This is a genomic window from Haloplanus ruber, from assembly GCF_024494725.1.
Lineage (GTDB): Archaea > Halobacteriota > Halobacteria > Halobacteriales > Haloferacaceae > Haloplanus > Haloplanus ruber.
Window position 1 is genome coordinate 505,649 of the sequence record NZ_JANHDK010000001.1, and the last position, 23,760, is coordinate 529,408.

Annotated in this window: 28 protein-coding genes; 20 read left to right on the forward strand and 8 right to left on the reverse strand. The window is 67.6% G+C overall.

What is annotated here, in order from left to right:
* Positions 1-36 precede the first annotated feature (36 nt).
* The 9 genes from NO878_RS02720 (at position 37) to NO878_RS02760 (ending at position 5,117) form a co-directional block, all read left to right on the forward strand.
* Positions 37-675, forward strand: a complete 639-nt coding sequence (locus NO878_RS02720) for a 50S ribosomal protein L1 (protein WP_256404422.1) — start codon at positions 37-39, stop codon at positions 673-675.
* Entirely contained in the window at positions 672-1,727 is a 1,056-nt protein-coding gene (locus tag NO878_RS02725) for a 50S ribosomal protein L10 (RefSeq protein ID WP_256404423.1), read from the forward strand. The genes NO878_RS02720 and NO878_RS02725 overlap by 4 nt, the downstream gene beginning before the upstream one ends.
* 15 nt (positions 1,728-1,742) lie before the next feature.
* Complete coding sequence (gene rpl12p, locus NO878_RS02730; protein WP_256404424.1) at positions 1,743-2,087, forward strand: 50S ribosomal protein P1; 345 nt, start codon at positions 1,743-1,745, stop codon at positions 2,085-2,087.
* 135 nt (positions 2,088-2,222) lie between these two features.
* Positions 2,223-3,440 (forward strand): tripartite tricarboxylate transporter permease, encoded by a 1,218-nt coding sequence (locus tag NO878_RS02735; RefSeq protein WP_256404425.1) that lies wholly within the window; start codon positions 2,223-2,225, stop codon positions 3,438-3,440.
* Positions 3,441-3,530: 90 nt separating this feature from the next.
* Complete coding sequence (locus NO878_RS02740; protein ID WP_256404426.1) at positions 3,531-3,875, forward strand: MoaD-like domain-containing protein; 345 nt, start codon at positions 3,531-3,533, stop codon at positions 3,873-3,875.
* Positions 3,876-3,959: 84 nt separating this feature from the next.
* On the forward strand, positions 3,960-4,139 hold the full coding sequence (locus NO878_RS02745; protein WP_157687919.1) for an HVO_2753 family zinc finger protein: 180 nt from the start codon (positions 3,960-3,962) through the stop codon (positions 4,137-4,139).
* Between the two features lie 2 nt (positions 4,140-4,141).
* Positions 4,142-4,408 (forward strand): elongation factor 1-beta, encoded by a 267-nt coding sequence (locus NO878_RS02750; RefSeq protein ID WP_256404427.1) that lies wholly within the window; start codon positions 4,142-4,144, stop codon positions 4,406-4,408.
* Positions 4,409-4,460: 52 nt separating this feature from the next.
* Entirely contained in the window at positions 4,461-4,751 is a 291-nt protein-coding gene (locus tag NO878_RS02755; protein ID WP_256404428.1) for a 50S ribosomal protein L21e, read from the forward strand.
* A gap of 9 nt (positions 4,752-4,760) precedes the next feature.
* On the forward strand, positions 4,761-5,117 hold the full coding sequence (locus NO878_RS02760) for an RNA polymerase Rpb4 family protein (RefSeq protein WP_256404429.1): 357 nt from the start codon (positions 4,761-4,763) through the stop codon (positions 5,115-5,117).
* Positions 5,118-5,141: 24 nt separating this feature from the next.
* On the opposite strand, the gene NO878_RS02765 is transcribed toward NO878_RS02760, so the two are convergent.
* On the reverse strand, positions 5,142-5,717 hold the full coding sequence (locus NO878_RS02765) for a HalX domain-containing protein (protein ID WP_256404430.1): 576 nt from the start codon (positions 5,715-5,717) through the stop codon (positions 5,142-5,144).
* Positions 5,718-5,931: 214 nt separating this feature from the next.
* The gene (locus NO878_RS02770) at positions 5,932-6,567 is read right to left on the reverse strand and encodes a trimeric intracellular cation channel family protein (RefSeq protein ID WP_305882599.1); all 636 of its coding nucleotides are present in this window, start codon (positions 6,565-6,567) and stop codon (positions 5,932-5,934) included.
* A gap of 188 nt (positions 6,568-6,755) precedes the next feature.
* On the opposite strand from NO878_RS02770, the gene NO878_RS02775 reads away from it, so the two are divergent.
* The 4 genes from NO878_RS02775 (at position 6,756) to NO878_RS02790 (ending at position 10,392) form a co-directional block, all read left to right on the forward strand.
* On the forward strand, positions 6,756-8,606 hold the full coding sequence (locus NO878_RS02775) for an SLC13 family permease (RefSeq protein ID WP_256404431.1): 1,851 nt from the start codon (positions 6,756-6,758) through the stop codon (positions 8,604-8,606).
* A 222-nt stretch (positions 8,607-8,828) separates the two neighbouring features.
* On the forward strand, positions 8,829-9,035 hold the full coding sequence (locus tag NO878_RS02780) for a hypothetical protein (protein WP_256404432.1): 207 nt from the start codon (positions 8,829-8,831) through the stop codon (positions 9,033-9,035).
* A 99-nt stretch (positions 9,036-9,134) separates the two neighbouring features.
* Positions 9,135-9,476 carry a DUF8159 domain-containing protein gene (locus NO878_RS02785; protein WP_256404433.1) on the forward strand — a complete coding sequence of 114 codons (342 nt, stop codon included), beginning with the start codon at positions 9,135-9,137 and terminating at the stop codon, positions 9,474-9,476.
* A 1-nt stretch (position 9,477) separates the two neighbouring features.
* On the forward strand, positions 9,478-10,392 hold the full coding sequence (locus NO878_RS02790) for an alpha/beta hydrolase (RefSeq protein ID WP_256404434.1): 915 nt from the start codon (positions 9,478-9,480) through the stop codon (positions 10,390-10,392).
* 15 nt (positions 10,393-10,407) lie between these two features.
* Here the strand turns inward: NO878_RS02790 and NO878_RS02795 are convergent, their stop codons facing one another.
* Positions 10,408-10,812: a universal stress protein gene (locus NO878_RS02795; protein ID WP_256404435.1), complete on the reverse strand. Its 405-nt coding sequence runs from the start codon at positions 10,810-10,812 to the stop codon at positions 10,408-10,410.
* 83 nt (positions 10,813-10,895) lie between these two features.
* Here NO878_RS02795 and NO878_RS02800 point away from each other — a divergent pair, with 83 nt between their 5' ends.
* Positions 10,896-11,909 carry a DUF7490 domain-containing protein gene (locus NO878_RS02800; protein WP_256404436.1) on the forward strand — a complete coding sequence of 338 codons (1,014 nt, stop codon included), beginning with the start codon at positions 10,896-10,898 and terminating at the stop codon, positions 11,907-11,909.
* On the forward strand, positions 11,906-12,205 hold the full coding sequence (locus NO878_RS02805) for a DUF8060 family membrane protein (protein WP_256404437.1): 300 nt from the start codon (positions 11,906-11,908) through the stop codon (positions 12,203-12,205). Before NO878_RS02800 ends, NO878_RS02805 begins: the two co-directional genes overlap by 4 nt.
* Before the next feature lies 1 nt (position 12,206).
* Here the strand turns inward: NO878_RS02805 and NO878_RS02810 are convergent, their stop codons facing one another.
* Positions 12,207-13,028: a ZIP family metal transporter gene (locus NO878_RS02810; RefSeq protein ID WP_256404438.1), complete on the reverse strand. Its 822-nt coding sequence runs from the start codon at positions 13,026-13,028 to the stop codon at positions 12,207-12,209.
* Positions 13,029-13,078: 50 nt separating this feature from the next.
* A complete protein-coding gene (locus NO878_RS02815) occupies positions 13,079-13,771 on the reverse strand; it encodes an SDR family NAD(P)-dependent oxidoreductase (RefSeq protein ID WP_256404439.1) in 693 nt (230 codons plus the stop codon).
* 134 nt (positions 13,772-13,905) lie between these two features.
* Between NO878_RS02815 and NO878_RS02820 the strand changes: the two genes are divergently transcribed.
* The 5 genes from NO878_RS02820 (at position 13,906) to cruF (ending at position 18,895) form a co-directional block, all read left to right on the forward strand.
* Positions 13,906-14,040: a hypothetical protein gene (locus NO878_RS02820; RefSeq protein WP_256404440.1), complete on the forward strand. Its 135-nt coding sequence runs from the start codon at positions 13,906-13,908 to the stop codon at positions 14,038-14,040.
* A gap of 148 nt (positions 14,041-14,188) precedes the next feature.
* Complete coding sequence (locus NO878_RS02825) at positions 14,189-15,610, forward strand: FAD-dependent oxidoreductase (RefSeq protein ID WP_256404441.1); 1,422 nt, start codon at positions 14,189-14,191, stop codon at positions 15,608-15,610.
* Positions 15,611-15,697: 87 nt separating this feature from the next.
* A complete protein-coding gene (locus tag NO878_RS02830) occupies positions 15,698-17,197 on the forward strand; it encodes a phytoene desaturase family protein (RefSeq protein ID WP_256404442.1) in 1,500 nt (499 codons plus the stop codon).
* A complete protein-coding gene (locus NO878_RS02835; RefSeq protein WP_256404443.1) occupies positions 17,194-18,036 on the forward strand; it encodes a prenyltransferase in 843 nt (280 codons plus the stop codon). The genes NO878_RS02830 and NO878_RS02835 overlap by 4 nt, the downstream gene beginning before the upstream one ends.
* The gene (gene cruF, locus NO878_RS02840) at positions 18,029-18,895 is read left to right on the forward strand and encodes a bisanhydrobacterioruberin hydratase (protein ID WP_256404444.1); all 867 of its coding nucleotides are present in this window, start codon (positions 18,029-18,031) and stop codon (positions 18,893-18,895) included. Before NO878_RS02835 ends, cruF begins: the two co-directional genes overlap by 8 nt.
* 1 nt (position 18,896) lies before the next feature.
* On the opposite strand, the gene NO878_RS02845 is transcribed toward cruF, so the two are convergent.
* From NO878_RS02845 to NO878_RS02850, 3 genes are all read right to left on the reverse strand, one after another.
* Positions 18,897-19,916 (reverse strand): phytoene/squalene synthase family protein, encoded by a 1,020-nt coding sequence (locus NO878_RS02845; RefSeq protein WP_256404445.1) that lies wholly within the window; start codon positions 19,914-19,916, stop codon positions 18,897-18,899.
* 99 nt (positions 19,917-20,015) lie between these two features.
* Positions 20,016-20,135: an HVO_2523 family zinc finger protein gene (locus NO878_RS17055; protein ID WP_305882150.1), complete on the reverse strand. Its 120-nt coding sequence runs from the start codon at positions 20,133-20,135 to the stop codon at positions 20,016-20,018.
* A gap of 121 nt (positions 20,136-20,256) precedes the next feature.
* A complete protein-coding gene (locus NO878_RS02850; protein ID WP_256404446.1) occupies positions 20,257-23,352 on the reverse strand; it encodes an adenosylcobalamin-dependent ribonucleoside-diphosphate reductase in 3,096 nt (1,031 codons plus the stop codon).
* Positions 23,353-23,760 lie beyond the last annotated feature (408 nt).

Below are 23,760 nucleotides of genomic sequence, written 5' to 3' on the forward strand. Positions count from 1 at the left end.
ACCCGTAGGAGCGCAAGCGTACTACGGAGGTGAAAGATGGCAGATACAATAGAGCAAGCAGTCTCTCGCGCACTCGACGAGGCACCCCCGCGGAACTTCCGCGAGACGGTCGACCTCGCCGTGAATCTGCGCGACTTGGATCTCAACGACCCGTCGAATCGCGTCGACGAGAGCGTCGTCCTGCCGGCCGGTACCGGCCAGGAAACGCGCATCGTCGTCTTTGCTACCGGTGAGACCGCCCTCCGTGCGGAGGAGGTTGCGGACGACGTCCTCAGCCCCGACGAACTCGAAGACCTCGGGGACGACGACGACGCCGCGAAGGACCTCGCCGACGAGACCGACTTCTTCGTCGCGGAAGCGCCGATGATGCAGGATATCGGTCGCTATCTCGGGACCGTCCTCGGGCCGCGCGGCAAGATGCCGACGCCGCTCCAGCCCGACGACGACGTCGTCGAGACGGTCGAACGCATGAAAAACACGGTTCAGCTCCGGAGCCGCGACCGTCGCACGTTCCACACGCGCGTCGGCGCGGAGAACATGTCCGCCGAGGAGATTGCGGACAACATCGACGTCATCGTCCGCCGCCTCGAGGCGGCCCTGGAGAAAGGACCGCTCAACATCGACTCCATCTTCGTCAAGACGACCATGGGGCCGTCCGTGGAGGTCGAAGCATGAGCGAGAGCGAGGCCGCCCGGCAGACTGAGACGATCCCGCAGTGGAAACGCGAGGAGGTCGACGAACTCGTCGACTTCGTCGAGTCCTACGCCAGTGTGGGCATCGTCGGCGTCGCCGGCATCCCGAGCCGACAGCTCCAGAACATGCGCCGCGACCTGCACGGGAGTGCGGACGTTCGGATGAGCCGAAACACGCTCCTCCGTCGCGCGCTCAACGAGGTCGACGAGGGCTACGAGGACCTCTCCGGGTACGTCTCGGGGCAGGTCGCCCTCATCGGCACCAACGACAACCCGTTCGGTCTCTTCCAGCAACTGGAAGCCTCGAAGACGCCCGCACCGATCAACGCGGGCGAGGTTGCCCCCAACGACATCGTGATCCCGGAGGGCGACACGGGCGTCGACCCCGGTCCCTTCGTCGGCGAACTCCAACAGGTGGGCGCGGAAGCCCGCATCATGGACGGCTCGATCAAGGTGACCGCCGACTCGACGGTCCTCGAGACCGGCGAGGAGGTCAGCGACGAACTCGCGAACGTCCTCGGCGAACTGGGGATCGAACCCAAGGAAGTCGGGCTCGACCTCCGGGCGGTCTTCTCCGAGGGCGTCCTGTTCGAACCCGAAGAACTCGCTATCGACGTCGACGAGTACCGTGCCGACGTGGAGTCGGCCGCGGCCGCCGCGCGCAACCTCTCGGTCAACGCGGCCTACCCGACCGCCCGCACCGCGGGCACGCTGCTGGCCACGGCGGCCGGCGAAGCCAAGTCGGTGGGTCTCTACGCCGCCATCGAGGACCCCGAGCTGATGCCGGACCTCGTGGCACAGGCCGACAGCCAGGTGCGCGCTCTCGCGGCGCACATCGACGACGACGAGGCACTCCCGGAGGAACTGCGCGGCGTGGACGCGCCCGCGGCGACGCCGGAGGCCGACGAGGAGACCGACGCTGACGAGGAATCGAGCGACGAAGACGACGCGGACGCCGACACCGACCCCGACACGGACGACGACGACGACGACGGCGGCGACGCCGGTGAGGGTCTCGGCGCGATGTTCGGCTAACTACGGAGACAAACAATGGAATACGTTTACGCAGCACTCATCCTGAACGAGAACGACGAAGAGATCAACGAAGACAACGTGACCGCGGTCCTGGAAGCCGCCGGCGTCGACGTGGAGCAGTCCCGCGTGAAGGCGCTGGTCGCCGCCCTCGAGGACGTCGACATCGAGGACGCTATCGATACGGCCGCTGCCGCGCCCGCCGCCGGCGGTGCCGCTGGTGGCGCCGCAGGTAGCGACGACGACGACGAGGACGACGGCGACGAAGCCGCCGACGAGGCCGAGGAAGAGGACGCCGCCGCCGACGAAGAAGAAGAGGACGAAGAGGCCAGCGGCGAGGGCCTCGGCGAACTCTTCGGCTAATTCGGCCACGACCGCTTCGGCGGACTCAGCCACGAACCTTCGATTCTTTCAGGGCACCACTCTCGCGAGCGCCGCGGCCGTCGGTCGCGTGTCGCTCCGGGGATTGAAACCCGATGCCGCGGCCACCGCCGCGGGATGGGGGTCGTCACGCCAGTCGGCGTCACCACGCTCGGCTACGTCCTCGTCGGCGTTGCCCTCGGGACGTGTAGCGGGCTAACGCCCGGCTTACACGCGAACAACTTCGCGCTGTTGCTCGCCTCCGTCGTGCCCGCCCTTCCCGGCCCGCCGCTGGCCCTCGGAGCGGCCATGCTCGTGGCCGGCGTGGTCCACACCTTCCTCGACGTGGTGCCGGCGCTGGCCCTCGGGGTACCGGACCCCGCCACGGCGGCGGTCACGCTCCCGGGACATCGGCTGGTGCTGGACGGACGGGGCCGCGAGGCGCTTCGCCTCTCTGCGCTCGGGAGCGGGCTGGCCGTCCTCGTCGCACTGCCGGTCGCCGTCCCCTTGACTCACGCCGTCGAGGCCGTCTATCCGACGCTCCGGCGCCACCTTCCCCTCGTGCTGGCCGGCGTGGCACTCGTCGTCGTCGCCACCGAACCCACCTGGCGGCGCCGCCTCGCTGCGACTGGGACCGTCGTCGTCGCCGCCGGCCTCGGGTGGGCGACGCTCGATCTCGACCCGACCGGTCCCGTCGCGGCCGGAGGCGTCCTCGCGCCGCTATTTGCCGGCCTGTTCGGGGCGCCCGTGTTGATCGAAGCGCTCGACGGTGACGGCGTCCCGCCGCAGGCCGATCCGACGGTCACCCTCGACAGGCTGACCGTCCTCGGAACGGCGAGCGCCGGCGCCGGTGCAGGCGCGCTTGTCGGCTACCTCCCGGGTGTCTCCGCCGCCGTCGGGACGGTTCTCGTCTTACCGACCGTGCCCGGTCGCTCCGGCGCACGCGGGTTTCTCGTCGCCTCCAGCGGAGCTACCACGGCCAATACGGTGTTTGCCCTCTTCGCGCTCGTCGCACTCGGGTCGCCCCGTACCGGGGTGATGGTCGCGATGGATCGAATCTCGGCCACTGGGCCCTTGCTCCCACTCGTCGGGGCGACCTGTCTCGCGGCCGCCGCTGGCTTTGCCCTCGTCGTCTCCGTCGGCGACACGTACCTCCGGACGGTCGGCCGCCTCGATTACACCCGCGTGTCGCTCGGAACCGGGTGTCTGCTGGTCGCTGTCGCCTACCTGTTCGCGGGCGTTCCGGGGCTGGCAGTGTTCGCGCTCGCGGCGCTCGTGGGCCTGCTTCCGGTGGCGCTCGGCGTCCGGCGGGTTCACCTGATGGCGGTGCTCGCACCCGCAATCGTCGCACCGTAGGTCGACCGCCCGTCGCCGGTTCCCACGTCCGAGGAATCGACGTTCGTGTTTATTCGGTTATAGGTACGAGAGACACGTGGGTGATCCCGTATGGCCACACAGCCGCTGACCGCCGCCGACCGGAAACGTCAGGCGGCACTCGATGCGCTCCCGCCGATAGAGCGGTTGGAATCCGACGGACGGCTCCGCGTCACCCGCGGCTTTCGCGGGCTCTCGCCGTCGCAGGCGGTCGGATACCTGGAGTCGCTCGGCGGCGACCAGGTGGACGAGCGGACGGTCGAGGGGCCGGGGTGGACGGCGACGCTCGACACCCGGACGATACCCGTCGGCGCGTACCGACTGACGGAGGTGCTCGTCACCTGGGAGGGAACTCCCGCGGCCGTCGAAGCGGTGGTGTTGCGGTTCAGACTCAAGGCGTTCAGGGCGCCCGGGTGAGCGGGTAGCGTCGCCGTCTCCGCCGGTTCGTGGCCCGAAACCCGAAAGACAACGATTAAAACCCGCGAGCGGGTTCGTCACTGTATGAGTCAGACGGAAGGAAAGCAGGAGCGCCAATGTGTCTCCTGTGGCATCAACATCTCCGGGATGAGCGCCGCCTCGTTCAAATGCCCGGACTGCGGGCAGCAGATCTACCGCTGTGCGAAATGTCGCAAACAGAGCAACCTCTACGAGTGCCCGGACTGCGGGTTCAGGGGGCCGTAAGGATGGGCAAGGTCGCTGCGAAGATGAAGGTCATGCCGGAGAGTCCCGACATCGACCTGGACGACCTGCAGGAGCGACTCGAAGCGTCGCTTCCGGAGGGCGCGAAGATCAACGGCTTCGAGCGCGACGAAGTTGCGTTCGGACTGGTCGCACTGCTCCCGACCGTGATCGTTCCCGACGACGCAGGCGGAACCGAGGCCGTCGAGGAGTCGTTCTCCGGCGTCGACGGCGTCGAGAGCGTCGGCGTCGAGAACGTCGGCCGCATCTGAGCCGCGGAACGCACCATTTATAATCGCCACCGCAGTATTCACCTTCACGACAATGCCGAGTTCAAACGGTCCGCTGAACGGGACGCGCGGTAAGCTCTCGAACGACCCGCGGGACCGCGGTGCGTCCCCCCCTCAGCGCGCGATTCAGGAGTACGACGACGGTCAGAAAGTCCACCTCAACATCGACCCGAGCGTCCCCGAGGGCCGATTCCACCCCCGGTTCAACGGCCACACCGGAACCGTGGTCGGGACGCAGGGCAGCGCCTTCAAAGTCGAGATCAACGACGGCGGGAAGGACAAGACGGTCATCGTACGCCCGGCCCACCTCAAGGCCCAGCAGTAGAGTCGCCCGATGAGTATCTTCAAAGAACAAATCGACGAGGAGTACGTCACCGTCTCGGAGGTCAAGGACCTCCTCGCCGACGTCGAAGCCGAGCGTGCCGCGGACGTCGACCGCGAGATGCGGTACGAACTCGCCCGCGCCATCGAGCACGCCAACACCTTCGCCGTCCTCGGTGCCGAGGAGTCCCGCGAACTCGTCGAGGACCTCCTCGAACTCGACCAGGTCGACGCGGAGGCGGCGTTCAAAGTCGCTGACCTTCTCCCGCAGGACCGCGACGAACTCCGGTCGGTGTTCGCCCACGGCCGCTACTCGCTCGACGGCGACGAACTCGACGAGATTCTGAACGTCGTGGCGAAGTACGCCTGACCGCGCCACCCGCTCGGCGGCCGTTCACTCGTCCTCTATCTCGGTGATTCCCGTGACCGCCTGCTCGAAGGCCTCGGGATCCATCTCGCCGACCGTCTCCGATGTCCTGGCGTCGAGTTCCGCCGCCCGCTCGCTCAGCCCCTGGTACTCCTCGCTCTCGGCGAGTTCGCTCCGCGATTTTTCGGCCTCTAGGGCCGCCATCTTCTCCGCGATGGCGAACCGCTCACGCACCTGCTCGTCGTAGTCGGCAAGCGTTAGCAGGCCGTCGACGGTTTCCCGGAGTTCCGCCTCTTCGACGGGTTTCGTCAGGTAGGCGTCGAACGGCATCTCGGCGATATCGAAGTCGGGATCGACGGCCGTCACCATCGCGACCCGAACCTCGGACCCCCGTTCCCTGATGGTCGAGAGAACCTCCTGTCCGGACAAGCCCGGCATTCGACGGTCGAGTAAGACCACGTCGGCGTCACTTACTTTCTGGAGGGCCTCCTCCCCGCCGTAGGCTTTCAGGACATCGTAGTCCTCGGAGAACGCGAGAGCGTAGACGTCGACGATATCCGCTTCGTCGTCGACGAGAAGGACGGTCGGCTGCGCTGTTGGCATCGTGTGCTATCGGACGCCGAAGGGGTTAAACGGTGGGGATCGACCCCGAGAGGCACCTCGCTCGGGCCGCTGACTCGCCCGTCGAATCGCCGCCTACCTCCGCCCGCGGGGGCCGCGGCTCCGGAGCGAGCCACGCCTGGACGACGAGGAGGACGGACACGGCGTAGACGGGTCCCTCCCGGCGTGGCTCGGTCGCCTTCTCACTGGGGTCGTGTTACTCGTCCGTGGGTCGCAGGTCCTGTACCGTCGGCACCTCCCAGTTTCGTGTGACCGCGATCAGGCGTACCGCCGCGGTCACCGTCGCACACGCAATCGCGGCACCGCCGTCGATCACGCCGAGACCGTCCACGAGCCAGTATGTGCCTCCACCCACCACCGCACAGCTCGCGTAGAAGTCGTCGAACAGGATGAAGGGGGATCGGTCGAGGAGGATGTCCGCGAACGCACCGCCGCCGACCGCGTTGATCGTTGCGATGGCGACAACGCCGAACGCCGAGGTGCCGACGTTGCTCGCGACGATGGCGCCGGTCGTCGCGAACGCGGCGAGACCGACCGCGTCCGAGACGACGGTGACGGCGTGTTGATCGGGGGCTTGCAGACGGAGGCTCAACACGACCGCCAGCCCGACGCCCAGTAGACCCAGGCCAATCTCGGCCGGCGACCGAAGGACGAGCGGCACCCGGTTGACGAGAAGGTCGCGCGTGACGCCGCCGACGAAGGCTGTCGCCAGTCCGACGACCACGACGCCGAACAGGTCGAACTCCTCGCGGATCGCCTTGGCCGCGCCGACGAGCGCGAACGCGATCAACCCGGTCGTGTTCACGACGGTAAACGGATCGCTAAACAGCATCGACACCAAGTCCCGGATCACTACCTCCGCGTACGCCGAGCGGCGTCTTGAGTGCCCCGTCTCGTCGTGTGTGCCGTTCGTGGGCTTCGACCTGTCAGCCGTCACGGGCGCGGGGCGACCGTGTCGGCGCCACGGCCTCATCCTCGGCGGACGGCTAGCTTTTTTCGGCTCGCCGACATCCGTATCGTATGACTGTCGCGGGGATGCCGACCGAGGCGTTACTGATCTTCCTTCTCATCGCGGTAGCTCTCCTGCTTTTCGTCTCGGAGGTGATCCCCAACGACACGACGGCCATCGGGATCATGGTCACGCTGGCGGCGCTCGGTCCGCAGATCGGGTTCACACCGCGGGATGCCATCTCCGGGTTCGCCAGCAGCGCGACGATCACAATCGTCGCCATGTACATGTTGAGCGCGGGGATTCAGAACACGGGTATCGTCCAGCGACTCGGCATCTACCTCGCGGACTTCACGCGAGGCAGCGAGGCGCGCGCGCTCGTGGCGACCGTCGGAACGACGGGACCAATCGCGGGGTTCGTCAACAACACGCCGGTCGTCGCCGTCTTCATCCCGATGATCACGGACCTCGCCGAACAGAGCGACGTCTCGCCGTCGAGGTTGCTCCTCCCGCTGTCCTATGCCGCCATTCTCGGCGGAACGCTGACGCTGATCGGAACGTCGACGAACATCCTGGCCAGCGACCTCGCGCGTCAACTCATCCCGGGCCGGGACGGCATCGGCATGTTCGAGTTCACGCCACTGGGGGGTATCATCCTCGTCGTCGGCATCGCGTATCTGCTGACGGTCGGCCGCCGGCTCACGCCCGCCCGCATCCCGGCCGGGATCGACCTCGTCGAGGAGTTCGACCTCGAGAATCACCTCGCACAGATGCAGGTCCGGGCGGCATCCCCGCTCGTGGGACTCACGGTCGACGAACTGGACGCACGGCTCGACGGGGCCGTCGACGTTCTCCAAGTTCGTCGGGGCGAGGAGGTTTACGCGGCCCCCGACACCGACCAGCGGATCGCAGCCGAGGACGTTCTCATCGTCAACGGCCACCTGCGGGCGATCAATCGGATTCGGAGCGATCACGGCCTCAAACACCTCGTCCGCGAGACGGTGACCGAGGAGACGTTCGACGCGGTGCCGACGGACAACACACTCGCCAAGGCGGTGATTCCGGAGCACTCGGCGTACGTCGGCGAAACGCTCGCGGAGACACGCCTCGAATCGTACCACCGAACGACCGTACTCGCGATCCGCCGTGGCGACCAGTTGCTCCGGTCAGACCTCGACGCGGAGACGCTCGCGGCCGGTGATCTGTTGTTGATCCGCCTGCCGCCCGAGGCGATGGCGTACCACGCCGAGTCCGGTGACCTGATCGTGGCCGACGAGCGGGCGTACGACCGTCTCGACGAGGTCGACGTGGCGGACCTCGCCCCGCTCTCGTCGAAGACACCGCTCGCGGTGGGGATCATGTGTGGCGTCGTGGGGGCGGCGGCGTTGGACCTGCTCTCGATAGTCATCGCGGCACTGGCCGGCGTCTTCGCGATGGTCGTCACCGGCTGTCTGTCGCCCTCGGACGCCTACGACGCCGTCTCGTGGAACATCATCTTCCTGCTGGCCGGAGTCATCCCGCTCGGCCTCGCGATGGAGACGACCGGTGGTGCGGCCCTGATCGCCGAGGGGTTGGTCGCGACAGAGGCCTATCTGCCGTTGATCGCCGTCATGCTCCTGTTCGTCGTGTTGACCGGTCTCCTCTCGAATATCATCACTCCGGTAGCCACGACCGTACTCATGATCCCTGTCGCGGTGGACGCCGCCGGGCAGATGGGCGCCGATCCCTTCTCGTTTCTCTTGGCGGTCATGTTCGCCTCGGCGACGTCGTTCATGACGCCCGTGGGCTACCAGACGAACCTCATGGTGTACGGCCCCGGCGGCTACCGGTTCGTCGACTTCCTGCGGGTCGGGGGTCCGCTCCAACTGTTGCTCGCCGTCGTGACCACCGTCGGTATCGCGTCGATATGGGGACTCGTCTAAGATCGACACGGCACCTATTCGGACCGTGACACTCCGTGTGTGACCAAGTCGTATGACAACTAATACCACGTGACGCCGCCCACTCCCAGTAACAATCATGAAGGTTTATTATGGATGACTGCTATGGTGGATTCACGATGCAACGCGTCGCACTCGTATGCTGACCTCGGTCCGACGAGGCAGTGACGCCCGGTAACCGACCCCAGCATACGACACACCCCAATGAGCACGTCCCGACGCACGACACGGAAGAACCGTTCGACGATCACCATCGACCCCGTCATCCCGCTCCAGCCGCGATCCGGAACCGGTCCGACGACCGACGGCCGGCGAGACCAACCCGAACCGACGGACGATCCCGAGCCGACGACGACCACGATCCCGATGATCGACGACGGCGGCCTCGGACCCAAGCCCGGCACGAACTGAGCGGTCACCCCCCACCTGTTCCCCGTTTTTCAGCACCGGCCAGCGGTGTCGCCGGCTTCCGGCAAGGGTTTTGATCGCCGGGGTGTATGATCGGGTACGATGGACGAATCCGAACTGGAGGCGGAGTTTCGCAAGTTCGGCATCGACGTACACGACGTCGAAGCCGTCGATCCCGTGTCGCTGTCGTACGTGACGGCCTATCCGGGTGAGGAGGTCAATCACATGGAGATGGGACAGATGTTGAACGGACTGCTCGACCTGGCACGAGACGACAGGTGGGAGCCGACGCGGGTCGAGGCGACGGTCCTCCGGTTCGAGGACGAAGTGATGAACCGGTGGTACGTCGAGACCGAGTGGTTCGAGGACTTGTTGCAGTACCGGATTTCGGAGACCGAGTTCTCGACGAACGTCCTCGAAACCCTCGACGAGGACCTCCAGTAAGATGCCCGCCGCGACGGACACTCGGTCGGCCGCCGACCGCTTCGAGTTCGCAACGACGACGCTGACGTTCGAGAGCGAGGCCGGCGCCCGTCGCGGCCGACTCTATCGCCCGGATCGCCCGTCGTCGTCGCCGGTGGTCGTCCTGGGGCCGACGGTCGCCGCCGAGTCGACGTTCGGCTACCCGCGGTACGCCGAGCGGTTCGCCCGCGCCGGCTACGCCGCGTTCGTCTTCGATCACCGGCCGGTCGGCGACGATGGCCCTCGCACCTTCGTCGACCCGGCCGCTCAGGTGGCCGACTGGCGTGCCGCGGTCGACCGGGTCCGGCGCCTCGACGGCGAGCGTCGCCGGGTCGTCCTGTGGGGGTTCGGTCTCGGCGGCGGGCACGTGATCCGCGTGGCGGCCGAGCGTCGACGCGTCGCGGCCACGGTGGCCGTCTCGCCGCTGGACGGCCGGGCGTTCGCCCGCGGCCGGTCGCCGGGCTACCTCGCGCGGGCCGTCACCGCGGGGGTCCGTGACCGTCTGGGCGCCCCGCTGGGCCGGTCGCAGTCGGTCCCCGTCGTCGGCGGTCCCGGCGAGTTCGGCCTCCTCCCGCGAACGCCGGCCGGCGAGGCGTATCTCGACTGCATCCCGCCGGCGAGCGACTGGCACAACGAGACGCCCGCTCGCGGCCTTCTCTCCCTGTTTCGCTACCGGCCGCTGGCGGACGCCGCCGACGTCGACTGCCCGACGCTGGTGATTGCGGCCGGACGGGACGACCTCGTCTCGCCCGAGACGGCCGCGGCGGCCGCCGACTGTATCGACGACGCCACCTTCCTCCGACTGCCGGTCGGTCACGTCGATCCGCTCGGCGACGCCTTCGAGACGGCCGTAGCGCATCAACTCGCCTTCCTGGAGAGCGTGGTCGACGCTCGGTAGCCGTCGGCGCCGGCGTCAGTCGGCCGTCTCCAGTGGGACGACGGCGGCGGGGCGCGAGGACGCCAGTAGGACCGACTGGACGGTGCTTCCGAAAACGACCTTTCCCGTTGGATTGCGCTTGCGGACGCCGAGGACGAGTTCGTCCGCGTCCACCGCGTCGGCGTGTGCGAGGAGGTCCTCGTCGGGGTCGTTGCCGCGGACGAACTGGTGTGTCTCGACGGTCGCCTGGGCGCCGAGTCGCGACCGCACCACGTTGACGGCGTCCTCGCCGTCGCGGGCCGTCTCGGCGTCCGTTCGCGACCCGCCCCACAGGGAGTTGACGGCGTGGACCGTATCCCCGGATTCGAGTCGGTCGTCGAGATAGTCACACAGCGCTGCGCTCGTTTCGACCGTATCGGTGCCGAGTACGTAGGTGCGCATGGGTGAGTCACCGTCGCCCGGAGGGATAAAATTCGCTTTTACCCTCCCCAAAGCATTTGCACAGTCCGGGAGTCTCGACGCCTATGCGCCGCGAATCAGTGCTGGCCGCGGGTGCGGTCGGCGTCGTCGTCTTAGCTGTCGTCGCGGCGGTTCTGGTCCCCGGTGCCCTTGCGGACCCCAGCGAGGACCGACCGGTCCGCTCCGGCCCGGTCACGATCACAGACATGGAGATTTCGGCGGGCGACGTGACCGGTGACACTGTCACCCTAGACGTCGGCACGCGGCTGTCACACCGCGGGCCGCCGGCCCGAAACGTCAGCCTCCGGGTCCAAGCCGTCGACACGGAGTCGGGGCTGGTCGAGTCGACCCGGAGCGTGGCCGTCGGAAATCTCAGCGAGGAACGGGAGGTGGCGGTCCCGACGAACCTGACCGTCGAGCGCGAGGGCGGGTACCGGATCCGAGCGGTCGTCTACCGCGACGGCGAGCGTATCGACAGCGGGGCACGCGAACTCCGCGGTCTAGAGGCGCTCCAGCCGGCGTACGCCCGGAGCGGCGTGCGGTTCGCCGCCGCCGACGCCCTCCCACCGGTCGCCTTCTCGGTCGCCGAGGCCGGCGAGGGCCAGACGACACTCGACATGCAGATGGCGCTGACCAACGGCGGCGACGAACAGCCCTCGGATCTCCGGGTTACGGTGACACTCCGGCAGGCCGATTCGAACATCGTCGCCAACCGCACGGCGGTCGACGTGGGGTCGATCCGTCCCGGCCGTACGGCGACCGTGGAGACGCGGCTGAGCGTCCCGGCGGGATACAACTACTACGTCGACGCGGTGCTCTGGAAGGACGGCGTCGTCATCGACAGCGCCCGAGGCGCCGCGAATCTCGACCCCTCGGAGACGATCAGCGTCAACGAGACGCGACGCGAGGTGGAACTGGAGGTCGGCGACTTCACCCGCGGCGACGGGCGGGACGGCGACCGGCCCCGGCCCGAGGCGACCGGAATGCCGACTGCCGGCGGCGGCCCCGGATTTGGCGTCGCCGTCGCCGTCGTCGCCGTCGTCGCCGCCGCGCTGTTCGCCCGGAGGTGGACCACATGAGCGATACACACACCGACACCGATCCGAGCACCGACACCGTCGACGGAGCGAACGCGAGCGACACCGACAAGCAGACGGGCGCCCGCGTCCGTCGGTACGCCAACTACGCCATCCTCATGGTCCTCGGTCTGCTTGCGTTCGTCGCCGTCGTCCAACTGTATCTCAGCGTCTCGAACGCCATCGGAACGTGGATCACCAGCGAGTACCGTTCGCTGTTCCAGGCGGCGTTCAACCTCATCGTGCTGTTGGCGGCAGGGATCGGCATCTCGTACCAGCTTCGCCGGCTCTACGGGTAGCCTACGAGACGAGCAGCCACGCGACGAAGACGGAGACACCGCCGACGCCCGTGCTGAGGACGGCGTGGACCCGGAGGCGGTCGAGTAGTGCGTGGGCGTCGCCGGTCACCGTCAGGAGGTCGTGGACGTCGCTCCCGAGTTCACACCGCGGCAGGAAATCCATCGCGATGTGGAGGAAGATACCGGCGGCGAAGCCGAAGACGACACCCCGCACCGTCGGCGCGGCGGGCAGGGCGACCAGACTGGCGACGATGGCCGCGATGCCGACACCGGCCGCAGGCAGAAGCAACACCGTCGGGTCACGCTCGTTCGTCACCAGCCGGCGAGCGGCCGCGTAGCCCGCCGGACCCTTGTGCGAGACGATAGCGAGGCCGAGAATCGGTCCGAGGTCGGGCATATTTCCGTAGACGATACCGATGATGAGTCCCGCCGAGAGGGCGTGGGCCGTCAACTCCGTGGCGGTCCGGTCGAAGGGGACGTCGAGGTGTGCGAGTCGGTGCCCGACGGTATGGCTCGCGAAGCCGATCAGGAGACCGAGCGCGACGCCGAACCCGCCGAACGTCGCGTCGTGGGCGATGGCCTGTGGCACGAGAAAGACGGCGGCGCTGGTCACCATCGCCCCGCTCGCGAGACCGTACCCCCAGACCAGCGTCCACGGTCGCCCGTTGAGCGAACGGCGACCGAGCGGGATTCCGACCGCCATCGCGGCGAAGGCGACCCACGAGATACCCAGCAGTTTCCAGGCCCCTCCAGTCGCGGCGAACAATGACAGCCCCACGAGCGTCGCGGTGGCGGCGGGACCAACGAGTGAGCGTCGAGTCACATTAACAACGAAAAAACCGATATTAATAACGCGTTCGGTTCGTGAGGACGCTACCGCGTCGCCGACTTCCAGGTTCGCAGGTCGAGGATCTCTCCGTCGACGGTTTCGTCGTCGGCGTCGCGGGCAGCCCAGACGAACATCGGCGCCACGTCCTCGGGGTCACGGCCCTTGTCGCCGCTCAGATCCGTGGCGACGTAGCCGGGGTCGACGACACCGACGGCCGGATCGATGTCGGCGGCGAAGCCCCGAACCAGCGCCTCGGCTCCAGCCTTGGAGACGGCGTAGGTCCCCATTCCCGCCGTCGACTCGCGGGCGACGGCCCCCGAAGGGACGAGGATCCGTCCGTCGTCCGCGAGGTGGGGAAGTGCCTCCCGCACCGTCGTGAAGGCGCCACGGAGGTTGGTCCGCACCGTGTCGTCGAATCGGGAGTACGATTCCTCGTGGAGGGGGCTTTCCCCGGGGTCGCCGTGGTTGACGGCGGCGTTAGCCACCACGACGTCGATGCCGTCGCCCGCCTTGGCGGCCTGTTCCATCAGCCGCTCGACGTCGAACTCGTCGCGTACGTCGGCCCGAACTGCCGTCGCCGCGCCGCCCGCATCGACGATGCCGTCCACGACCGACGTCAGCGCCTCTCGACTCCGCGCACAGCAGGTGACGTGGGCTCCTTCGGCGGCGAATCGCTCGGCGACGCTCGCACCGATTCCACGACTGGCACCCGTGACCACCGCACTCGTTCCGTCCATACGCGTCGTTGGGCGGCGACGAGCATGAAAGGCGGGCCGTCTCCTCAGCCGGTGTTTGTCAACACCTATCGTGTATTTGCTATCGACCAACTTATTTTCAGAATTCTTAATTTCTCCCGTCCCGAACAGGGTGTATGAGCCGACACACCGACTCCGACGAGCGTACCGACGTCGATTACTACCTCCCCGGCGCATCGATCAGTTCGACCGAAGCCGGCCCGCTTGAACGGGTTCTCAGGCGGCTGTTCCGCCGCCGCGGCCGTTTCTGACACCGGCCGTCGAGTTCGCGAACGGGGTTAGAACCCGCCACCAGACGGACCGCTCGACTACCGCTACGACGACCGCTGCTCGGCCGTTCGGGCACGGATCACGCGGCCGCGGCATACACTTTTGATCCGGCGGCGGCGAACGGTGCCTATGGCACGCGATCCGTTCGTCGTCATCGGCGGCGACGCGGCCGGTCTGAGCGCGGCGAGCAAGTTCCGGCGCGAGTCCGACCGGGATGTCGTCGTCTTCGAGCGGGGGCGGTGGATATCCTACGCCCACTGCGGCGAACCCTACTTCGTGAAGGGGACAGTCGAGCGACTGACCGACCTCCTCTCGTTGTCCCCGGAGGATGCCGCGGATCGTGGCATCGACTTGCGGCGCAGCCACGAGGTCGTCTCGGTCTCCCCCGGGGAGCGAACCGTCACCGTCGAGGCGGACGGCGACCGGTTCGACCAGTCGTACGCCGAGTTGTTGGTGGCAACCGGCGCGAGTGCGACGACGGGACCGTTCGACACCACACTCGACGGCGTCTTTACGATCCACGGCCTCGATGCCGCGGCGGCCGCCGACGCCTACCTCACCCCATCCGACGAGTACGACCGGGACCGCCTCGGCGACGGCCCCGTCGACGAGTCGCGGGTCGACCACAACGCGGCGCTCGACCCACCCGAACGGGCGGCCATCGTCGGCGGTGGCTACGTCGGCGTCGAGATGGCCGAAGCTCTCGTCGCCCGCGGTGTCGACGTCCACTTGTTCCAGCGGTCGACACACCTCCTCCCGCCGTTCGGTGAGGCGGTCGGTGAGCGCGCCGCCGACCACCTCGGCGATCAGGGGGTGACGGTCCACACCGGGACGCCGGTCGCCGAACTCGTCGGCGGGGACCGGATCGAGGCGGTGCGATACGACGGGGAGCGCCTCCCGGTCGGGATGGCGGTGATCGGGGTCGGGGTGACGCCGAACACGGCGCCGCTTTCGGGGACCGACGCGGCGCTGGGTCCGGGCGGTGCCGTCCGCACCGACGCCTACGGCCGGACGACACTCCCAGCCGTCTACGCCGCCGGCGACGTGGCGACGGCACGACACGCGGTGACCGGCGCGGAGGCGTGGGTGCCGCTGGGGCTGACCGCGAACCGCGCTGGCCGGGCCGTCGGGTCGACAGTCGCCGGCGACCCCACGCCGGTCGGCGGCGTGGCCGGCACCGCGGTGGTGAAAGCCTTCGACGTGGAGTGTGGGCGGGTCGGCCTCACCGACGCCGAGGCGGCCGAGAACGCGGGATTCGATCCCGTGAGCGAGACGATCACCGCGGGGTCGCGCTCGGGCTACTATCCCGGCGGCGACGAGACGACGGTCACGCTGGTGGCCGACCGGTCGACCGGCCGGGTGCTTGGTGGCGCCATCGCCGGCCGCGACCGGGCGGCGATTCGCATCGACACGCTGGCGACCGCCATCGAGGCCGAACTGACCGTCGCCGAACTCGAACGTCTCGACCTGGCGTACGCGCCCCCGTTCAGCCCGGTGTGGGACCCGGTGTTGGTCGCCGCCAAGGTCCTCGGCGGCCGCGTGGACGGGTGAACGATCCGTCGGCCACGGCGTGGGCGGGCGATCACCCCTCCCGCCGGGGGCGGGTAGTATATACGGATCACGTCCCAACGGCCGGGCATGAACGATAGCTCGCCGGTCGGCGACGCCGACGGTCAGTCGGTCGTCGTCGTCGGCAGCGGCTTCGGCGGCCTCTCGACGGCCTGCTATCTCGCCGACGCGGGAGCGGACGTGACCGTCCTCGAGAAAAACGAACAGCTTGGCGGCCGGGCGAGTCGCCTCCACACGGACGGCTTCCGGTTCGACATGGGGCCCTCTTGGTATCTCATGCCCGACGTGTTCGCGGACTTCTTCGCGGACTTCGGGCGGCGACCCGAGGGGTATTACGGCCTCGAACGCCTCGACCCCCACTACCGCATCTTCTTCAAGGACGGCGATCAGGTCGACCTCCTCCCGGACCGCGAGGCCAACATCGAGACCTTCGAGGCCTACGAACCCGGCGCCGGTGACGCACTCGAGGATTACCTCGACCAGGCTGCCTACACCTACGACGTGGGGATGGAGCATTTCGTCTACGAGGATCGCTCCCGTCTGCGCGATTTCGTCGACCCGGACGTGCTTCGGCACGCACACGGCCTGTCGCTGCTAGGGACGATGCAGGACCACGTCGAGGAGTATTTCGATCACCCCAAACTCCAACAGATCGTCCAGTACTCGCTGGTCTTCCTCGGCGGCGCGCCGAACAACACGCCCGCGCTCTACAACCTGATGAGCCACGTCGACTTCAACCTCGGCGTCTACTACCCCGAGGGCGGGATGGGTGGCGTCGTCGACGGCATCGTCGACGTGGCCGAGGAGTTGGGCGTCGACTTCCGGGTCGATCACCCAGTCTCGGAGATCAGAGGCCAGGAGGGCGCCTTCGCCGTCCGTACCGAGGACGGCCGGGAGTTCTTCCCCGACGAGGTGGTTTCGGACGCCGACTACGCCCACACCGAACAGGAGCTTCTCGTCCCCGAAGACCGCCAGTACGACGCCGACTACTGGGACTCGCGCACCTACGCGCCCTCCGCGTTCCTCCTGTATCTCGGCGTCGAGGGCGATGTCGACCCCCTCGAACACCACACGCTCGTCCTCCCGACCGACTGGGACGATCACTTCGCGACCATCTTCGACGACCCCGCGTGGCCCGAGGACCCCGCGTACTACCTCTGTGTTCCCTCGGAGACCGACGACACGGTCGCCCCCGACGGCCACAGCAACCTGTTCGTCCTCGCCCCGGTCGCCGCCGGCCTCGACGACGACCCGGAGCGCCGCGAGGCCTTCCGTGATCTGTTGCTTGCGGACATCGCCGAACACACCGGCGTCGACCTCCGCGACCGCATCGTCGTCGAGGAACGCTTCTCGGTCTCCGAGTTCGCGGAGCGCTACAACAGCTTCCGGGGCACGGCCCTCGGCCTGGCACACACGCTCCGACAGACCTCGTTGCTCCGGCCGCCCCACGCCTCGACCGAGGTGGACGGGCTGTATTTCACCGGCTCCTACACCACCCCCGGCATCGGCGTCCCCATGTGTCTCATTAGCGGCCGCCTGACGGCCGAACAGATGACGACGATCCGATGACGATGCTGGGCGCGGCCGCCTACCTGTTCCGGACCTCGCGCCCCCGGTTCTGGCTCTATCTCGCCGGCCCGGTCGCCGTCGGCGTCGCCTACGCCGCGAGTGACACCGGTGACCTGTTTACGCCGGCGACGCTCACCCTGTTCGCGTACTTCCTCGTGCCCGCGAACGTCCTCCTGTACGGCGTCAACGACGTCTTCGACGCCGACATCGACGCGGAGAATCCGAAGAAAGAGCAACGCGAGGTCCGGTACGGGGGCGACCGACTCGTCCCCGCGGCCGTCGGTCTGAGTGCCCTGCTCGCGCTCGCCCCTCTCGGGCTGACCCCCCGCATCGCTTGGCCTTGGGTCGCCGGCTTCCTCCTCTTGGGAGCCGCGTACAGCGCGCCCCCGTTCCGCCTGAAGACCCGGCCGCCGCTCGACTCCGTCTCGAACGGCCTGTACGTGCTCCCCGGAGCCGCCGCGTACGCCGCGGTCGCCGGGGGCCACCCACCACCGCTCGCCGTCCTCGGTGGGTGGCTCTGGTCGATGGCGATGCACACCTTCTCTGCGGTCCCGGACATCGACCCGGACCGTCGCGCGGGTATCGAGACGACGGCGACGCGGCTCGGTGAGCGGCGAACTTACGCTTACTGTGCCCTCTGCTGGGCGCTCGCCGCCGTCGCCTTCGGCTTGCTCGATCCCCGACTGGGACTCCTCCTCGGTCTGTACCCTGTCGCCGTCGTGGGGATTGCCGTCTCGGGGATCGACGTCTCGCAGGCGTACTGGTGGTATCCGGCCCTGAACACCGTCGTCGGCGCCCTTCTCACGATGGGCGGACTCTGGGGGCTGGTCCATGGGTAGCGAGGGCGGAGACGGTCCCGCCGGCGCGACGGCCCGGGCGACGGCCCGGCCGACCCGACCCGAGATGCAGGCCCGCCTCGACAGCCTGCTCCGCGAGCACCGCGTCACCGTCGCGGTGGTGTTCCCGACTGTCGGGGCGATTCTCCTGGTCGCAAGCGCCGAGGGGCATCTCCCGCCGCCGCTGGCCTTCGAGCCCTTTTTGCTCCTCCTCGGGACGCTCGTCATGCGCTCGCCGCTACTGATCGGGATGGCACCGCTGATCGACCGCCGGGCGGCCGTCGGCGTCACCGTCCTCGCCGGGTACGCCTACGCCATCGAGTTTGCCGGGCTGCGAACCGGATGGCCATACGGCGAGTTCCACTACGCTATCGACCTCGGCCCGACCGTCGCCGGTGTCCCCATCGGCCTCCCTGTCTTTTTCCTGCCGTTGGTGGGCAACGCGTACCTCCTCTGTTCGCTCCTGCTCGGAAGACGTGCGCGGGCGGCCCGGATTCGCCTCCCCGCCGTGATCGGGACGGTGATCGCCATGGATCTAGTCCTCGACCCGGGGGCCGTTGCTCTCGGGTTCTGGACCTACCCTGGCGGCGGCGCCGTCTACGGCGTGCCGCTGTCGAACTTCGCGGGGTGGGTGCTGTCCGCGACGGTGACCGTTCTCGTCCTCGACGTCGTCCTCGACCGGGCGGCGCTGCTAGAGCGACTGGATACCTGCGAGTTCGCCCTCGACGACCTGGTGAGTTTCGTCCTGCTCTGGGGGGCGGTCAACGTCTACTTCGGCAACTGGGGGGCGGCCGCTGTCGCCGGCTTGTTTGCCCTCGGGTTGGTCCGTGCGGACCGCTTCGACGTGCCCGTGGGACGGTGAGTCAGGTTAGCCGGCGAAGCCCCTCGACCGCCCCGTGCAGGAGTCGCCGGCCGACGCCGCGATTCGGGGGGTGTGTCCGGTCGTGGTCGGGGTCGGGATCCGTGTCGTCGTCCGCCGGCACGTCCGGCACGGCGCTCACCCGCCGGAACACGGTTTCGGGGTCCTTGCTCCACAGCCAGTGCCAGCGGGTCCGCGCTACCAGCGTCAGTTTGCGGAGCGTGCCGAGACTCGGCGTCTCGGAGAGAACGTCGTAGTCTCGCTCGCGGATCAGCCGGTGGTGGTCGGCGTAGAGCACGGCGGCGACCACCACCGAAAACTGGCAGTCCGCGGGGAGATACTGGATTCCGGCGACGCCCTCGCGGTAGAGGGCCTCGGTCCGCTGGAGTTCTCGCTCCATCGCCCGTCGGAAGTCGTCGCTCACCTCGAAGCGCCGGATCTCAGCCTCCGAGATACCGTACTCGTCGAGCGTTTCGCGGGGAAGATAGATTCGGTCACGCTCGACGATATCTTCGCGCACGTCTCGGAGGAAGTTCGAGAGCTGAAACGCCTCGCCGAGCGCCGTGGCGTGGGGGCGGGCCCGCCCAGGGTCGGCCGGATCCATCACCGCCGTCATCATGCGGCCGACGGCGGCCGCCGACCCGTCCATGTACGCTCTGAGTTCCGCGAACGTCTCGTAGCGATCCTTGGTCACGTCGGTCAGCATCGCGTCGACGAACGTGTTCACGTCGGCGTCGTCGATGTCGTGTCGCTCTCGGAGGTCCGCGAAGGCGGCGAGCACGGGGTCGTCAGTCGGTTCCGTGCCGAGGGCTGCCGCCCGCAACCGCTCCAGTTCGGCGCGCTGTTCGGCGGGAGGCACGCCCTCGGCGTCGTCGACCACCTCGTCGGCCACCCGGAAGAAGGCATAGAGGACGTACGTCGACTCTCGGACCCGCTCGGGGAGGAGGCGAGTCGCTAGGTGGAACGTCTTGCCGGTCCGCCGCTGAATCGCCTTCCCGCGAGCGACGCCGTCGTCGCTCACCATCTGTCCGCTCCCGTCGGTACGGCCGGCGGCGGGCCACGGGTGGCGTGCGTTCCGTCGGTCGGGTCGTCCGAGGTCCGTAGTGAGTCACGACTCGTCATGTCACCAAAACGTATCGCTGCAATCGTAGACGACCCCGTGGTTCGGGCAGACATACTTGCAGTGACGGCGGTTCATTGCCGTCTCGCATCGCGGGCAGGGCCGCCCACCTGACGCAGGCATGTCACCTGTTCGGGGCCACACCGACATGACTGTTCCGCCGCCGTCGGTACGGCTGGCGGATTCGGAACGTCCCGCGGCGGATGGTCAGGCGTTTCGACACCGGGGTCGGCCGGCTATCAGCTCAGCACTCCGACCAGCCACACGACTCGCAGGTCTTGCAGCCCTCGGAGTAGTAGAGGCTCATCGAGCCACACTCCGGACACTCGGGACTCTCGCCCGCAGCGAGGAGGTCCGCAGTGTCGTCGCTGGCCACCGACGCGGCGCCGCCGTCGGCCTCGGGCGACTCGTCCATCGCCTGTGCCTCGGCTTTCTCGAGTTCTGTGAGATTCTGCTGTTTGGGGTACGGTCGGTCGATTTCGTCGTCGAGGTAGCGCCGCATCGCCGTCCCGATGGCGTCGGGGATCGAGTTGATCTGTTCGCCCTTGTCCCAGGCGACCTTCGGCGAGCGAATCCCCTGGAGTTCCGAGGCGATTTCGCGGGGGTCGACGCCGGAGCGCAGCGCGGTCGAGATGGTCTTCGCCAGCGCCTCGGTGAAGGAAGCGGTGAACCCACCGGAGTTGCCGATGTTGGCGAACAACTCGAACGGCCGCCCATCGTCGTCCTCGTTGATATTGACGTAGAGCTTGCCGTAGCCGGTGTCGATGCGCTGGGTGACGCCGTGGAGAACGTCCGGGCGCGGGCGCTTGGTCCCGAGTTCCCGCTCGCCGTCGGCGGCCGCGAGCAGTTCCGACAGCTGAGTGTCGAGCGCCGCCTGCACGTCTTCGTTGTCGAGGAAGCCCTCGATGCCGCCGAACACCTCCTCGATCTGATCGACCAGCGCCGCGGCGGCCTCGCTCTCGTCGGCGAACTCCGTGTTCTTCGCGCGGGTGGTGAGCACCTGCTTCGAGCGCGTCCCGTCGCGGTAGACGGTGACGCCCTTGCCGCCGTGGTCGTAGATGTAGCGGTACACCTCGTCCATGTCCTCGACCGTAGCCGAGTTGGGGAAGTTACAGGTCTTCGAGATGGCGGAGTCGACGCCCTGCTGACACGCACACTGCACCGCCGCGTGCTGTTTTCCGGAGAGGTCGCCGGTGACCACGAACAGTTCGCCGATGGGGTCCGGGACGGTGTCGAGTCCCTCGACGCCGTCGAACCCGTTTGCGGCCATCTGCTCTTGGGCCTCTCGCTTGACCGCGTCGATGTCGAGGTCGTTTGCCTCGAGCGTCCGCAGGAAGTAGTCGTCGAACTCGACGAGCATCTCGTCGCCCTGCACGTCGTCGGAGACGTTCTTGTAGTAGGCGACGTTGTAGATGGGCTCACAGCCGCCGGTCGTGTTCCCGACCATCGAGGTGGTGCCCGTCGGGGCGATGGTCGTCGTGTTGTGGTTGCGGATCGGGAAGCCATCGGCCCACTCGTCGGCGTCGAGACCGGTGTGGTGTTCGAACCACTCACGGTAGCCGACGGGGTCGGCGTACTTCGAATCGTCCCAGTCCTCGAAGGTGCCGCGCTCCTCGGCAAGCTCGTGGGAAGCCCACTTCGACCCGTGGTCGATGTGGGTCATCAGCTGTCGGGCCACTTCGTTACCGGTATCGCTCCCGTAGCGGATGCCGAGCTGGACGTACAGCTGTGCCAGCCCCATGACACCCAGGCCGATCTTGCGCATCTGCCGGACCTTCTCCTCGATCTCGTCGACCGGGAAGTCCGACATCGTGACGACGTTCTCCAAGAAGCGGGTGCCGTACTCGATGCGGTGGTCGAAGGCCGCCCAGTCCATCGCATCGTCGAGGAACGCCTCGACGGCCGCAGTCTCGGTGTCGTACTCGTCGGCGTGCTCGTCGGCCCATACCCGCCAGTCCGGCGCGTCCTGGGACGCGAGCGTCGAGAGGTTGATGTGGCCGAGGTTGCAGGCCTCGTACTCCTCTAGCGGCTGCTCGCCACAGGGGTTCGTCGCGAGGATGCGGTGGTCCGGGTGTTCCTCCACGTCGAAGGAGTGCTGTTTGTTCACCCGTTCGAGGTAGATGACGCCGGGTTCGCCGTTCTCGTGGGCGCCCTCGACAATATCCTCCCAGATCACCTCGGCCGGCATCGACAGTTCCTCGCCCACCTCGACGTACTCGCCGAGGCCGAACATGTCGTACAGTTCCTTCGTCTCGTGGGTGGCGATGTGGGGGTCGCCGGTGCGGGGGCTGGTGAAGGTGAACTCCTCGCCCGCCTCCAGCGCCTCCATGAAGTCGTCGGTGATCCCAACCGAGATGTTGAAATTCGAGAGGTGACCCTCGACGGCGTTACGGAGGTGCTTGGGAACTTTCCCCTCGTCGTCGATGAGTTCGCGGGCCTCCTCCAGGGCGTCCGCGAAGGCCGTGTGCGTGAAGTCGTCGGGGTCGTTCAGCCGGAGGGTGTGAGCCAGCGAGACGTCCTTGTTCTTGGCGTGGATGAACTGGATGACGTCCGGATGGGAGACGCGCATGACGCCCATCTGGGCGCCGCGTCGGGCGCCGCCCTGGGCGATAGTCTCGCACATCTGGTCGAAGGTCCGCATGAACGTGATGGGGCCGGAGGCGATGCCGCCCGTCGAGCCGACGGGGTCGCCGTAGGGTCGGAGCCGCCAGAAGGCATAGCCCATGCCACCGCCGGACTGGAAGACCTGTGCGGCCTCCTTGGCGGTCTGGTGGATGTCGTCGATGTCGTCTTCGGGCGAGTCGACGAAACAGGCCGAGAGCTGCTGGAGTTCGTCGCCCGCGTTCATCAGCGTCGGCGAGTTGGGCATGAAAGAGAGGTCGCCCATCAGCGTCTCGAACTCCTCGCGGGTTTCCGTGACAACCGTCTGAATCTCGTCGGGAAGCTCCGGGACGACCGTCTCGTAGGCGAACTTGTTGACGTTGTGCGCCGAGAGGGCCGTCTCGGCGTCCGCGTCGGTGGTGACGCCGGCGCCGAACACCTCCGCGGCGAGTTCGTCTCGCCGCGGGTGATCCGGTTTCAGTTGGTCGGGCGTGACCGTAATCTCCGTGTCCCGCTTGCGCGCTTCGAACACCGCTTCCGCGAGCGCGATGTTCTTCGCGACACGCGGGAAGAGATCCTCGGGGTCTTCGATCAGGTCTCCGTCGGCGTCCTTCCGGAGGTACCGCGCGGGCAGGATGTTGTGATAGGCGTTGTCGGTGAGACGTTCCTCGAGTGTCTCCCCGTCGGTTCGTTTGATCGGTAGTTCCACGTCGTCGGTGTCGATATCGTGCGTACTCATGTGTCGGTCGTGTTGATCGCGTCGCGGCTTCCCCCACCCCAAACGGGCGCCGGGCGTGTTCCGGTCGCTGGTTCGAATCGGTGCAACCGTGACGGTTGCTGTAAGTGGAATCGGGGGTGTAAAGGCGTTGGTTCGTCCGCCGAACTATCCGATTCCTGTCTACTTCACGGTGTCGGCCGGTGACCAAAGGTCACCTACACGTCCATTCATCGCCTCCCGACGCATATAACGATGTGCAGACCGGAGCGAAAGTGAAAATACACGGCTCGAATCGGCCGACAACACGGAGATATCCAGTCGAACGAGAGGGGGGTCAGCGAGGGGAAACAACCCCGTCGAGTGATACACAACTGTCATGCTAGACACTCCCACGTGACGACTATCGGCACCGACGAGCGCCGTACCTCT

Bases quoted from the DNA above. Each gene is read 5' to 3' on its own strand.
- NO878_RS02720 (WP_256404422.1), top strand. From the start codon at position 37: ATGGCAGATACAATAGAGCAAGCAGTCTCTCGCGCACTCGACGAGGCA.
- NO878_RS02725 (WP_256404423.1), top strand. From the start codon at position 672: ATGAGCGAGAGCGAGGCCGCCCGGCAGACTGAGACGATCCCGCAGTGG.
- rpl12p (WP_256404424.1), top strand. From the start codon at position 1,743: ATGGAATACGTTTACGCAGCACTCATCCTGAACGAGAACGACGAAGAG.
- NO878_RS02735 (WP_256404425.1), top strand. From the start codon at position 2,223: ATGGGGGTCGTCACGCCAGTCGGCGTCACCACGCTCGGCTACGTCCTC.
- NO878_RS02740 (WP_256404426.1), top strand. From the start codon at position 3,531: ATGGCCACACAGCCGCTGACCGCCGCCGACCGGAAACGTCAGGCGGCA.
- NO878_RS02745 (WP_157687919.1), top strand. From the start codon at position 3,960: ATGAGTCAGACGGAAGGAAAGCAGGAGCGCCAATGTGTCTCCTGTGGC.
- NO878_RS02750 (WP_256404427.1), top strand. From the start codon at position 4,142: ATGGGCAAGGTCGCTGCGAAGATGAAGGTCATGCCGGAGAGTCCCGAC.
- NO878_RS02755 (WP_256404428.1), top strand. From the start codon at position 4,461: ATGCCGAGTTCAAACGGTCCGCTGAACGGGACGCGCGGTAAGCTCTCG.
- NO878_RS02760 (WP_256404429.1), top strand. From the start codon at position 4,761: ATGAGTATCTTCAAAGAACAAATCGACGAGGAGTACGTCACCGTCTCG.
- NO878_RS02765 (WP_256404430.1), bottom strand. From the start codon at position 5,717: ATGCCAACAGCGCAGCCGACCGTCCTTCTCGTCGACGACGAAGCGGAT.
- NO878_RS02770 (WP_305882599.1), bottom strand. From the start codon at position 6,567: ATGCTGTTTAGCGATCCGTTTACCGTCGTGAACACGACCGGGTTGATC.
- NO878_RS02775 (WP_256404431.1), top strand. From the start codon at position 6,756: ATGACTGTCGCGGGGATGCCGACCGAGGCGTTACTGATCTTCCTTCTC.
- NO878_RS02780 (WP_256404432.1), top strand. From the start codon at position 8,829: ATGAGCACGTCCCGACGCACGACACGGAAGAACCGTTCGACGATCACC.
- NO878_RS02785 (WP_256404433.1), top strand. From the start codon at position 9,135: ATGGACGAATCCGAACTGGAGGCGGAGTTTCGCAAGTTCGGCATCGAC.
- NO878_RS02790 (WP_256404434.1), top strand. From the start codon at position 9,478: ATGCCCGCCGCGACGGACACTCGGTCGGCCGCCGACCGCTTCGAGTTC.
- NO878_RS02795 (WP_256404435.1), bottom strand. From the start codon at position 10,812: ATGCGCACCTACGTACTCGGCACCGATACGGTCGAAACGAGCGCAGCG.
- NO878_RS02800 (WP_256404436.1), top strand. From the start codon at position 10,896: ATGCGCCGCGAATCAGTGCTGGCCGCGGGTGCGGTCGGCGTCGTCGTC.
- NO878_RS02805 (WP_256404437.1), top strand. From the start codon at position 11,906: ATGAGCGATACACACACCGACACCGATCCGAGCACCGACACCGTCGAC.
- NO878_RS02815 (WP_256404439.1), bottom strand. From the start codon at position 13,771: ATGGACGGAACGAGTGCGGTGGTCACGGGTGCCAGTCGTGGAATCGGT.
- NO878_RS02820 (WP_256404440.1), top strand. From the start codon at position 13,906: ATGAGCCGACACACCGACTCCGACGAGCGTACCGACGTCGATTACTAC.
- NO878_RS02825 (WP_256404441.1), top strand. From the start codon at position 14,189: ATGGCACGCGATCCGTTCGTCGTCATCGGCGGCGACGCGGCCGGTCTG.
- NO878_RS02830 (WP_256404442.1), top strand. From the start codon at position 15,698: ATGAACGATAGCTCGCCGGTCGGCGACGCCGACGGTCAGTCGGTCGTC.
- NO878_RS02835 (WP_256404443.1), top strand. From the start codon at position 17,194: ATGACGATGCTGGGCGCGGCCGCCTACCTGTTCCGGACCTCGCGCCCC.
- cruF (WP_256404444.1), top strand. From the start codon at position 18,029: ATGGGTAGCGAGGGCGGAGACGGTCCCGCCGGCGCGACGGCCCGGGCG.
- NO878_RS02845 (WP_256404445.1), bottom strand. From the start codon at position 19,916: ATGGTGAGCGACGACGGCGTCGCTCGCGGGAAGGCGATTCAGCGGCGG.
- NO878_RS17055 (WP_305882150.1), bottom strand. From the start codon at position 20,135: ATGCCTGCGTCAGGTGGGCGGCCCTGCCCGCGATGCGAGACGGCAATG.
- NO878_RS02850 (WP_256404446.1), bottom strand. From the start codon at position 23,352: ATGAGTACGCACGATATCGACACCGACGACGTGGAACTACCGATCAAA.